Genomic DNA, 10,910 nt, shown 5'->3' with positions numbered 1-10,910 from the left:
TTGTTCCAGTTGGAAACCGGGCGGAAATATCCGCAGACGCGGCTGTACACTTCGGTTTTTTCTCCACACTTCGCCATGATCCGTTCTCCTTTGTCGTTTCCTGTATCGTGAATGTTCTCCGGCAGGCGCGAATGCTTCCGCGCCCGCCCCTCGCTTCCCTGCTTACTCGCTGACCGCTTCCTTATGCTCCGCCTCCAGCGGGCACTCGAAATGTTCGCCCGGAATGTAGCCGTGGACCGGACAGATGCTGAACGACGGCGTCAGCGTGAAATACGGAATCCGGTAGTTGGTCGCAATCCGCTTGACCAGCGACGCCACCAGATCGGGGTCGTCGATCCGCTCGCCGATGAAGGCGTGGAAGACCGTCCCGCCGGTGTAGATCTGCTGGAGCGGCGCCTGCAGATCGAGCGCTTCGAAGAGGTCGCTGGTGTACCCCACCGGCAGCTGCGTCGAATTCGTGTAGTACGGGTTCTCGCTGCCCGCGCAGATGATCTCCGGGAACCGCTTGCGGTCCAGCCGGGCCAGCCGGAAACTGGTCCCTTCCGCCGGCGTCGCCTCGAGGTTGTAGATGTGCCCGGTGGCCTCCTGGAAGTCCTTGATCTTCTCCGCCATGTGGAGCAGCACTTTGCGCGAGAACTCCGCCCCCTCCCGGTCGCAGATCGAGCAGCCGAGGAAGTTCAGGCAGCACTCGTTCATCCCCACCAGCCCGATGGTGCTGAAGTGGTGCTCGAGGTTCGGCAGATAGGTCTTGGTGTAGGGCAGCAGATCCCCTTCGAGGTGCTTCTGCACCACCTTGCGCTTGATCTCCAGCGACTCCATCGCCAGCGTCATCAGGTGGTCGAGCCGTGCGAAGAACTCCTTTTCATCCTTGGAAATGTAGCCGAGCCGCGGCATGTTGATCGTCACCACGCCGATCGAACCGGTCTGCTCGCCGGCGCCGAACAGCCCGCCGGTCTTGTTGCGCAGTTCGCGCATATCCATCTGCAGGCGGCAGCACATGCTGCGCACATCGCCCGGCTTCAGATCGCTGTTGATGAAGTTCTGGAAGTAGGGCAGCCCGTACTTGCCGGTGACGGTGAAGAGCAGCTTCGCATTTTCACTTGTCCAGTTGAAATCCTTCGTCACGTTGTAGGTCGGGAGCGGGAAGGTGAAGATCCGCCCGTCGCGGTCCCCTTCGGCCATCACTTCGAGGAAGGCGCGGTTGATGAGATCCATCTCTTTCTGGAAGTCGCCGTAGACCTCGTCCTGCGGCTTCCCGCCGATGATCACCGGGGTGTCGCGGAGATCCTCCGGCACCACCCAGTCAAAGGTGAGGTTGGTGAAGGGGGTCTGCCCCCAGCGGCTGGCGATGTTCAACCCGAAGACGAACTGCTGAATGTTCTGCTTGAGCTGCTGATAGGTCAGCTTGTCATGGCGCACGAAGGGAGCCAGCAAGGTATCGAAGGAGCTGAACGCCTGCGCCCCCGCCCACTCCGTCTGCAGCGTGGAGAGGAAGTTCACGATCTGCCCGGTCGCCGTGTCGAAGTGCTTCGCCGGCGCCGCCGAAGCGCGTCCGCCGCGCCCCTGGAACCCGCGTTCGAGCAGGTCGCGGAGGCTCCAGCCGGCGCAGTAGCCGACGATGCCGCACGACAGGTCGTGCAGGTGGAAGTCGCCGCTCTGGTGCGCTTCGGCGATCTCCTTCGGGTAGATGTTCGCCAGCGTGTAGTTGGCGATCACTGCGCCGGAGACGTGGTTGAGCAGACTCGCGTAGGAGTAGCCGGAGTTGGAGTTCTCGTTGACCCGCCAGTCCTCCTGCCCGAGATAGCTCGACACGAGATCCTGCACATCCATCATCAGCTTGCGCCCCTCGCGGAGTTTGTCGTGGCTGGCGCGGTAGAGGATGTAGAGCTTCGCCGCCTGCGGCAGGCCGCGGGTGATCAGCGCGTGTTCGACCAGGTCCTGGATGAGATCGACGTCGGGAATCATATCCGGGGCGTCATACCCTTTGGCGACCAGTTCATCCACCACGTGCCGGGCGACGTTGCGCGCGACTTTCTCATTGGCGGTGCCGGCGGCTTTCAGTGCCTTTCCGATCGCGATGACGATCCGCTCCGGATCAAATTCCACAATCCGGCCGTCGCGCTTTTTCATTTTTTCGATGGATGACTTGATCTCTTGCATCTTCCCCGTTCTGCCTCTGTTGAATGTTCCCGCCTCTACAAAATGAAATTCCCATTCCGACACCGTCGTGGAATGAGATCGCACATTATCTACAATACCACTGAATATTGATATTGCAAACGGGAAACACACAATATCTTGTGTTTTTTATGAATTTTTCCATCGTGATTTTCCTAGCGTTTTTCCATGAAGATGTTACAGCTTTTCGGCAGAAAAAAGCCCGTTTTTTCCGTGGAACAGGGCGGAAAAAACGGGCCCGGATTTCGGTGGAACCTCAGCCGTTCCGGCGTCCGTCGCCGGCGAGATATTCGCGTACGGTTCGGGCGATTCCCTCGTCCAGCGAGATCTTCGGGCTCCAGCCGAGGGATCGAGCCCGGGTGGAGTCCATCAGCTTGCGGTACATTCCGTCCGGCCGCGAGGAGTCCCAGCGGAGCCGGCCGGTGAAGCCGGCGGCAGCGGCGATCTTCTCCGCCAGTTCGCGGATGGAGAGGTCGGAGCCGTAGCCGATGTTGATCACCTCCGGCTCGTTGCGGTTCTGCAGGAAGTAGTAGACCGCGTCGGCCACGTCGTCGACATGGAGGAACTCCCGCAGCGGCGCGCCGGTGCCCCAGAGCGTCACCTCCGGCAGCTGCTTTGCCGCCGCCTCGGTGAAGCGGCGGATGAACGCCGGGAAGACATGGCTGTTTTCCGGATCATAATTGTCATTGGTTCCGTAGAGGTTGCACGGCATCAGGCTCACTGTGGGAAATCCGTACTCCTTCGAAAGGTAGAGGCAGAGTTTGTACCCGGCGATCTTCGCCAGCGCATACCCTTCGTTGGTCGGTTCCAGCGGTCCGGTCAGCAGATACTCCTCCTTGATCGGCTGCGGCGCTTTGCACGGATAGATGCAGCTCGACCCGAGGAAGCAGAATTTTTTGACGCCGGTTCGAAACGCCTGCATGATCACGTTATTCTGAATTTCGAGGTTTTCGACCAGAAATTCCGCCGGATGGGTTTTGTTGGCCATGATTCCGCCGACTTTGGCGGAGGCGAGCACCACGTATTCCGGGCGTTCGAGGTCGAAGAACTCCTTCACTGCCTGCTGGTTGCGCAGGTCCAGCTCCCGGTGGGTCCGTTTGAGCAGGCGGGTGTAGCCTTCGCGTTCGAATTTCCGGGTAATTGCGCTGCCCACCATGCCGCGGTGCCCGGCGATGAAGATTTTTGCGTCGCGTGGAATCATTTTCTAAAATCCTTTTTCGTAGCCGGGATGGTCGAGCAGGCGAAGGTCGCCTTCGGTCATGAGCCGGACCAGTTCTTCAAATTTCACCTCCGGTTCCCAGCCCAGCTGCCGCTTTGCCTTTGCCGGGTTGCCGAGCAGCTGCTCCACCTCCGCCGGCCGGAAGTAGCGCGGGTCGATCCGCACCACGGTCTTCCCGGTGGTGGTGTCGATCCCGGTCTCCTCGACTCCTGCGCCCCGCCATTCCAGGCGGCGTCCGACATGGGCGAAGGATTTTTCGATGAATTCCCGGACCGTGTGCATCTCTCCGGTTGCGATGACGTAGTCGTCCGGCCTCTCCTGCTGGAGCATCATCCACATCATCCGGACGAAATCCGGGGCATATCCCCAGTCCCTCTTCGCATCGATGTTGCCCATGTAGAGGCACTCCTGGAGTCCGCGGTGAATCCGGGCCACCGCCATCGTGATCTTGCGGGTGACGAAGGTCTCTCCCCGCCGCGGAGACTCGTGGTTGAAGAGGATGCCGTTGCTGGCGTGCAGCCCGTAGGACTCCCGGTAGTTCCGGGTGATCCAGAAGCCGTACAATTTGGCGGCGGCGTAAGGCGACCGCGGATAGAACGGGGTGGTCTCGCTCTGGGGAATTTCCTGTACCTTCCCGAAGAGTTCCGAGGTCGACGCCTGATAGAAACGGGTGGTAATGCCGGTCTCCCGGATGGCGTCGAGCAGCCGCAGTACGCCGAGCGCGTCGCATTCGGCGGTGTACTCCGGCACTTCGAAGGAGACCTTGACGTGTGACTGGGCGCCGAGGTTGTAGATTTCATCCGGCGCGATTTTTTCAATCAGCCGGTTGAGGTTGCTCGAATCGGTCAGATCGCCGTAATGCAGAAGAAGCCGGACGTCCTTTTCGTGGCAGTCCCGGTAAAGATGGTCGATGCGGCCGGTGTTGAAGGAGCTCGCCCGGCGGATGATGCCGTGCACTTCATATCCCTTCTCCAGAAGAAGCTCGCTCAAATAGGAGCCGTCCTGGCCGGTGATTCCGGTAATCAAGGCTTTTTTCATGGTGTGATATTCTCCCGTATGCTGTACGGGCTTAACATACAGGCGCGGCGGAGTTTTTACAATCTTCTCTGCGGAGTTTTCGAGAAATTCATCGAATCTCTTTTCGGAGAGGGGGATCGACTGGCAATTTCTCCGGTAGAATGCTATTTTAGAATAAGAAAACGAAAACGGGAGGCGGTCTCCTGGAAAGGGTGACGATTTTGCAAGGGAAAAGAATCATTGTAACCGGCGGCGCCGGTTTTATCGGTTCGGCGGTGGTCCGGCACATCATCCGGAACACCGGAGACGCCGTGTGCGTGATCGACAAGCTGACGTATGCCGGCAATCTGGAGTCGCTGGCGGAGGTCGCCGACTCCCCGCGGCTGCGGTTTGAACAGCTCGATATCTGCGACCGGGCGGGGCTCGACCGGGTCTTCGCCGACTTCCGGCCGGATATTGTCATGCATCTTGCGGCGGAGTCCCACGTGGACCGCTCGATTGACGGTCCGATGCAGTTCATCCAGACCAACGTGGTCGGCACTGCGACGATGCTGGAAGCGGCGCGGAACTATTTTCAGACGCTCGACGACGCGGCGAAAAGCCGGTTCCGGTTCCACCACATTTCGACCGACGAGGTGTACGGCGATCTGGAGGGGCCGGGGGATTTCTTCCGGGAGACCACGCCGTACGCGCCCTCTTCGCCCTATTCGGCGAGCAAGGCGGCCAGCGACCACCTGGTCCGGGCGTGGAAGCGCACCTTCGGGTTGCCGACGATCGTGACCAACTGCTCGAACAACTACGGGCCCTACCATTTCCCGGAGAAACTGATTCCGCTGGTCATCCTCAACGCGCTCGACGGCAAGCCGCTGCCGGTCTACGGCACCGGGGCGCAGATCCGCGACTGGCTCTATGTGGAGGATCACGCCCGCGCCCTCTATCTGGTCGCCACGACCGGAGTGCCGGGCGAGACCTACAACATCGGCGGGCACAACGAAAAGAAGAACATCGAGGTGGTCGAGACCATCTGCACGCTGCTCGATGAACTGCGGCCGCGCTCCGACGGGCGTTCCTACCGCGAGCAGATCACCTTCGTCACCGACCGGCCCGGCCACGACCTGCGGTATGCGATCGACGCGGCCAAGATCGGCCGCGAGCTGGGCTGGAAGCCGCAGGAGACCTTCGAAAGCGGCATCCGCAAGACGGTGGAGTGGTACCTCGACCATCGGGACACCTGGTGCAAACGGGTGCAGGACGGCTCCTACTCCCGGGAGCGTCTCGGACTGGGAGGCAAGGCGAAATGAAGGGAATTGTTCTGGCAGGCGGAGCCGGCAGCCGGCTTCATCCGATCACCCGCGGCGTCTCGAAACAGCTGCTCGGCATCTACGACAAGCCGATGATCTACTATCCGCTTTCGACGCTGATGCTGGCGGAAATCCGTGACATTCTGATCATCACCACACCGGAGGACCAGCCGAATTTTCAGCGGCTGCTCGGCGACGGTTCGCGGTTCGGCGTCCGTCTCTCCTACGCGGTTCAGCCGTCGCCCGACGGACTGGCGCAGGCGTTTCTGATCGGTGCGGATTTCATCGGGAGCGATCCGGTTGCGCTGGTGCTCGGCGACAACATCTTCTACGGCGCGAACTTGAGCACGCTGTTGAAAAAGGCGGTGTCGCGCAAATCCGGCGCCACGGTGTTCGGCTACTATGTACGCGACCCGGAGCGGTTCGGCGTGGTGGAGTTCGACGCCGCGGGGAAGGCGGTGTCGATCGAGGAGAAACCGGCGCATCCGCGTTCCAACTACGCGGTGACCGGCCTTTATTTCTACGACAACGACGTCGTGGAGATCGCCCGGCACATCAAACCTTCCGCCCGGGGCGAGCTGGAGATCACCTCGGTGAACAACGAATATCTCAAGCGGGGGGATCTTCACGTGGAGAAACTGGCCCGCGGCTACGCCTGGCTGGATACCGGCACGCACGAGAGCATGCTTGACGCGGCCAATTTCATCCGCACGATCGAATCCCGGCAGGGGCTTCAGGTCGCCTGTCTGCAGGAGATCGCCTACAACAACGGCTGGATGACCCGCGAGGAGGTCCGGGAGAGTATTCAGGATATGATGAAGACCGAGTACGGGCAGTATCTCGCCCGGATGATCGGGGAGGAGTGAGAGGTTCGGCATGAATGTGATTCCGACGGAAATCGACGGCGTGGTGATTCTGGAGCCGAAGGTGTTCGGTGACGCGCGCGGTTACTTTTTTGAATCCTGGAACGAGGCGGAGCTGGCCGCGGCCGGCATCCATGCCCGTTTCATTCAGGACAACGAATCGAAGTCCCGGTTCGGCGTATTGCGGGGACTTCACTATCAGGCGCCGCCCTGCACGCAGGCGAAGCTGGTGCGGGTGATCTGCGGCGCGGTGCTCGATGTGGCGGTGGACATCCGCAAGGGCTCGCCCACCTTCGGGCGGCACGTGGCGGTGGAACTCTCCGGGGAGAACAAGCGCCAGCTTTTTGTGCCGCGCGGGTTCGCGCATGGCTTTGTGGTGCTCTCCGACGAGGTGATCTTCGCCTACAAGTGCGACAACCGCTACAGTCCGCCGCACGAGCGGGGAATCGCCTTCGACGATCCCGAGCTCGGGATTGACTGGCGCGTCAAGGTGGATTCCTTCATCCTGTCGCCGAAGGATACGCGCAACCCCCGGCTGGCAGATGCGGAACTGTTCGATTTCAACGAGATGAAGCAGGGGTGATCCCCCGCAGGGAAAGGGAACTGCAATGAAAGTACTTCTCACCGGGGGGCGCGGGATGCTCGGGCGCACCCTTACTGCGGAACTTTTCGAATATGAAGTAATTCCGACCGACCTGCCGGAGGCGGACATCACCGATCCTGCCGGATTCGACGCCCTGCTGCGGGAAGCGCGGCCGGATGCGGTGATTCACTGTGCCGCGATGACTGCGGTGGACCGGTGCGAGAGCGAACGCGACCTGGCGTTCCGGCTCAACGCGTTCGGCACCGGGGTGGTGGCGGCAGCGTGCAACCGGAACCATGTCCGGCTGATTGCGATTTCGACCGACTACGTATTTGACGGCAATGCGGACCGCCCCTACAGCGAATTCGACCGCCCGACCGGCGGTGCCACCGTCTACGGACAGAGCAAGTTCGCCGGGGAGGAGCTGGTCCGCACCCACTGTCCGGACCATGTGATTGCGCGCATCTCCTGGCTCTACGGGGCAGGGGGACCGAGTTTCGTCCACACGATGCTCAAGCTGGCCGACGGGAGCCGTCCGGAGCTCAAGGTGGTGGCCGATCAGATCGGCAACCCCACCAGCACGCTGGCGGTCGCGCACGGACTGCGGGAGCTGCTCTGCCGGCCCGGACTGGTGGGGACATATCACCTCACCTGCGAGGGCGAGGCGAGCTGGTATGAGTTCGCCTGCGAAATCTTTTCGCAGCGGAATGTGACGCAGAAGGTGGTGCCGTGCCGCACGGATGAGTTTCCTCGCCCGGCGCCGCGCCCGGCCAATTCGCGGCTGGAGAAGCGGATGCTCCGGCTGGCCGGACTGCCGCCGATGCCGGATTGGCGCGATGCGCTGCGGGAGTTCCTCGCCCGTGAATTCTAAAAGGGTGGCGGCGGAATGAAAAGCCTGCGTTCGTACGAGATCGTCCAGTATGTGAAGGAGCGGAAATACTGTTCGCTGGCGGAGTTGATGGAGAAGTTCCACGTCTCTTCCGCGACGATACACCGGGATGTGGCGGCGCTGGTCAATGCCGGTCAGGTGCGCAAGGTGCACGGCGGGGTGGCGGCGGCGGAAAACGTCTCCGCTCCGGCGCTTTCCGGCCACTACCGGGACCGGCTGGTCAACAACCGCGAGGTGAAGCAGATCATTGCGGAGGCGGCGATTTCGGAGATCCGCGACGGGGACATCATCTTTCTGGACTCCTCGACGACAGTCTACTATCTGGCGAAGCTGCTGCAGAATTCGAATTTCGCCAACCTGACGATCGTGACCAATTCGGTGCTGATCATCCAGGAGTTCCCGCTGTTTCCGTCGAACTACTTTCTGATTGCGCTGGGGGGGAACTACGATCTGCAGCTCAACGCCTTTCTCGGGCAGGCGACGATGCGGGAGCTGGAACACCTTTCGATCGGCAAGGCGTTTCTCTCGGCGCTGGGGATGACGCCGGAGGGAATCTCCTCGCGCCACGAATACCATGCGAACTTTCTGCGGCGGGTGCTGGAGATCTCGGCCCGGAACTATCTTCTGATCGGCAGCGACAAGTTCGACCGGTCGGGAATCTTCGCGATCGCGCCGCTGTCGCGGATCGACCGGCTGATTTCGGATGCGCCGCCGCCGGGCTACTTCTACGGGCGCAGCATGAAGTTCGAATAGTCGCCGGTTCGCGGTTTCTTCCTTCTGCCGGCATTTCCCTGCTCTACGGTGTCCGGAGATCTTTTTTGATACCGTTGATCATGATGAGCTCAAAATCCTGAACGCGGAAATCTCTCTCATGCGGATACGTGACGTGCCCGTCTCCCCACAGGAGCATTCCGCTGTCTCCGTGATGGATGCTGGCAACCCCAGTTCCGTTCTCCGTCGGAGAAAAGCCGTAATAGCTTTCGCCATAATGAACATCAGCCTGAATGGAAAAGGTGTCGGAAAAGAGCGGAAGTTTCGAATGGTTGCGAAGACGGTTCAGGTGGAGCGTGTATTGTCCTGCTGCCGGGGAGGAGAAGAGGGAGGAAAATGAGCCGAATAAACTCTCTCGTTTTTCACCTAGCCACCATTGGGTTCGCATGGCGGGGGAATTCACTCCGATGCTGTTGAATATCCAGGAGAAATCAAATTTTTCCCGCTGGGCCGGGCAGATCGTCACCTCACGGGTCACATAGTTGCGGCTGAGGGGATAGCTGGACTCCTTTCCGGGGATGATACAGATCGCCTGGACCCAGGCCCAGCTTGGAGTGAGGTTAATCGGCCACATATCCTGAAAGTCCGCGGCGTAAAGGGAGACAGCGGTGTTGATCTGCTTGAAATTTCCCGCGCATCGGGTACGCATGCCGGCAGCTCTGGCCTTGCCGAGTGCGGGCAGCAGCATCGCTGCCAGACTGGCGATGATCGCGATTACGATGAGAAGTTCAATAAGAGTAAATCTGCATACAGCGCCATCGATTGCGCAGATCCTCCGAAAATCTTTTTTCCGCTTCATAGTCACTCTCCTTGTCTATTGTTTATCCGGATAAAGAAAACGGATATTGCGGATCCAGTAATCGAGTTTGTTGTCCGACGGTCCCAGCCCGATTCGGAACTCTTTGAGTTGTTCCAGCTTGAGAAAAGAGGGCCAGAGAACAGTGCGGGTCTGCCATTGTTCCGTCGGTGCCGGTGTGAAGTGTACGGTGATATTCCGGTTGTTTTCATCGTGAAATCCAACAACCTGATATGTGAAATACTTTGACCCGTTGCTCTGTTTCGCCCTGATTTCGAAAGAGACTCCGAGGGACCCCGTCAGATTTTCCCCGGGCGAAGAGAACCGGTATACCGGTTCGGCCCAGTGATTTTCATTTATGCCGGTGAAATCCGCATGAATTCTGATCGCCTTCTCGGTCGGATCGTCGGAGATGGTCATGCTGCCGGAGCAGTGGGGACGCCAGCGTTTCACATTGCCGGTTTCGAAGGATTTCGCAAGAGTGTTTTCAAAAGGAAGGAAAAAGGGCAGAACGAGGAAGTTGCCCGTCCCCGACGAATCTTCCAGGCGGATCCGGAAGTTGCCGGGATTTTTCACTCCGGCAAGATCGAGCTGGTATTCCAGGCTCGTTGCGGAGCGGGGAACCAGAATCTGCGGTACCTTCGGAGACGAGAGAATTTTTCCGCCGGGCGGAAGTTGAAGATGCGGGGAGATTTTCTGTTCCTTCTCCGACAGGTTGATGGCGGAGAAAACCAGACGTTCCGGCCGGGCCTGATACCCCAGCCGATTTGCCGGCAATCCGGCCGGATCAAACTGGAAGATGACGGGATTTTGCTTCCGGGGGAGCGGCCGGTAGCTCCGGGCAATGGCGAGCAGTTTCGCTCCTTCGGTCTCCCGGTTCAGCGGAGGAAGTTCCGACAGAGTGAGATAGTTGATTCCACGGAGGAGGGTGCGGCCGGCTTTATCCGGCGACAGGGGGCTTCCGTCGATCGCGAACTGATCCAGAACCGGAAACTCCGGCGCGGGAAGTTGAACGGGAGTTTCGTCGCGGCCGAGAATGACGCCGGTGTGGTGCCGGCCGTCGGAGAATACCAAGATCCGCTCCGCCCCGTCGGGGCAGCTCCGCGTATCGCCGAGATAGGTTTTCCCGGCGAGGAGCTGCGCCGCATAAAAGTATGCGCCCAGCGTTTCGGTAGCGCACGCTTCCGCAAAAGCGTGGAAACTTGGGTTTAATCTGCATGCAAAGTCCAGTGGCCTTGCAAAGGTGGAATTTTCTGCAATATTACAACAGGAGGATCCGAGGAACATCAATCA

The 10,910-nt window shown here is 60.0% G+C and carries 10 protein-coding genes; 5 read left to right on the top strand and 5 right to left on the bottom strand.

The window, feature by feature from the left end:
• Positions 1-162 precede the first annotated feature (162 nt).
• The 3 genes from ACMLHG_RS16130 to gmd form a co-directional block, all read right to left on the bottom strand.
• Positions 163-2,160 carry a ribonucleoside triphosphate reductase gene (locus ACMLHG_RS16130; protein WP_417171145.1) on the bottom strand — a complete coding sequence of 666 codons (1,998 nt, stop codon included), beginning with the start codon at positions 2,158-2,160 and terminating at the stop codon, positions 163-165.
• 274 nt (positions 2,161-2,434) lie between these two features.
• Positions 2,435-3,376 (bottom strand): GDP-L-fucose synthase family protein, encoded by a 942-nt coding sequence (locus tag ACMLHG_RS16125; protein WP_367170062.1) that lies wholly within the window; start codon positions 3,374-3,376, stop codon positions 2,435-2,437.
• Between the two features lie 6 nt (positions 3,377-3,382).
• Positions 3,383-4,435, bottom strand: coding sequence for a GDP-mannose 4,6-dehydratase (gene gmd / locus ACMLHG_RS16120; protein ID WP_295810022.1), 1,053 nt, complete (start codon positions 4,433-4,435; stop codon positions 3,383-3,385).
• A 200-nt stretch (positions 4,436-4,635) separates the two neighbouring features.
• Here gmd and rfbB point away from each other — a divergent pair, with 200 nt between their 5' ends.
• The 5 genes from rfbB to ACMLHG_RS16095 are packed head-to-tail and all read left to right on the top strand — an operon-like array spanning position 4,636 to position 8,803.
• Positions 4,636-5,715, top strand: a complete 1,080-nt coding sequence (gene rfbB / locus ACMLHG_RS16115) for a dTDP-glucose 4,6-dehydratase (protein ID WP_366943164.1) — start codon at positions 4,636-4,638, stop codon at positions 5,713-5,715.
• Positions 5,712-6,581 carry a glucose-1-phosphate thymidylyltransferase RfbA gene (rfbA, locus tag ACMLHG_RS16110; protein WP_295810024.1) on the top strand — a complete coding sequence of 290 codons (870 nt, stop codon included), beginning with the start codon at positions 5,712-5,714 and terminating at the stop codon, positions 6,579-6,581. Before rfbB ends, rfbA begins: the two co-directional genes overlap by 4 nt.
• Before the next feature lie 10 nt (positions 6,582-6,591).
• On the top strand, positions 6,592-7,161 hold the full coding sequence (gene rfbC, locus ACMLHG_RS16105) for a dTDP-4-dehydrorhamnose 3,5-epimerase (RefSeq protein WP_295810028.1): 570 nt from the start codon (positions 6,592-6,594) through the stop codon (positions 7,159-7,161).
• A 25-nt stretch (positions 7,162-7,186) separates the two neighbouring features.
• Positions 7,187-8,032, top strand: a complete 846-nt coding sequence (gene rfbD, locus ACMLHG_RS16100) for a dTDP-4-dehydrorhamnose reductase (protein WP_295810030.1) — start codon at positions 7,187-7,189, stop codon at positions 8,030-8,032.
• A 15-nt stretch (positions 8,033-8,047) separates the two neighbouring features.
• Positions 8,048-8,803 (top strand): DeoR/GlpR family DNA-binding transcription regulator, encoded by a 756-nt coding sequence (locus tag ACMLHG_RS16095; RefSeq protein ID WP_294437075.1) that lies wholly within the window; start codon positions 8,048-8,050, stop codon positions 8,801-8,803.
• Between the two features lie 43 nt (positions 8,804-8,846).
• On the opposite strand, the gene ACMLHG_RS16090 is transcribed toward ACMLHG_RS16095, so the two are convergent.
• Positions 8,847-9,620 carry a type II secretion system protein gene (locus tag ACMLHG_RS16090; RefSeq protein ID WP_417171144.1) on the bottom strand — a complete coding sequence of 258 codons (774 nt, stop codon included), beginning with the start codon at positions 9,618-9,620 and terminating at the stop codon, positions 8,847-8,849.
• A gap of 15 nt (positions 9,621-9,635) precedes the next feature.
• Positions 9,636-10,691, bottom strand: coding sequence for a hypothetical protein (locus ACMLHG_RS16085; protein WP_417171143.1), 1,056 nt, complete (start codon positions 10,689-10,691; stop codon positions 9,636-9,638).
• Between the last annotated feature and the right edge of the window lie 219 nt (positions 10,692-10,910).

The sequence above is a fragment of the Victivallis sp. genome, assembly GCF_048170485.1.
GTDB lineage: Bacteria > Verrucomicrobiota > Lentisphaeria > Victivallales > Victivallaceae > Victivallis.
The sequence above is the reverse complement of the archived record's forward strand: the minus strand, read 5'-3'. Positions and strand labels throughout refer to the sequence as shown.

Excerpts from the sequence above, each read along its gene's own strand:
- ACMLHG_RS16130 (WP_417171145.1), bottom strand. The coding sequence starts at position 2,160 with ATGCAAGAGATCAAGTCATCCATCGAAAAAATGAAAAAGCGCGACGGC.
- gmd (WP_295810022.1), bottom strand. The coding sequence starts at position 4,435 with ATGAAAAAAGCCTTGATTACCGGAATCACCGGCCAGGACGGCTCCTAT.
- rfbA (WP_295810024.1), top strand. The coding sequence starts at position 5,712 with ATGAAGGGAATTGTTCTGGCAGGCGGAGCCGGCAGCCGGCTTCATCCG.
- rfbC (WP_295810028.1), top strand. The coding sequence starts at position 6,592 with ATGAATGTGATTCCGACGGAAATCGACGGCGTGGTGATTCTGGAGCCG.
- rfbD (WP_295810030.1), top strand. The coding sequence starts at position 7,187 with ATGAAAGTACTTCTCACCGGGGGGCGCGGGATGCTCGGGCGCACCCTT.
- ACMLHG_RS16095 (WP_294437075.1), top strand. The coding sequence starts at position 8,048 with ATGAAAAGCCTGCGTTCGTACGAGATCGTCCAGTATGTGAAGGAGCGG.
- ACMLHG_RS16090 (WP_417171144.1), bottom strand. The coding sequence starts at position 9,620 with ATGAAGCGGAAAAAAGATTTTCGGAGGATCTGCGCAATCGATGGCGCT.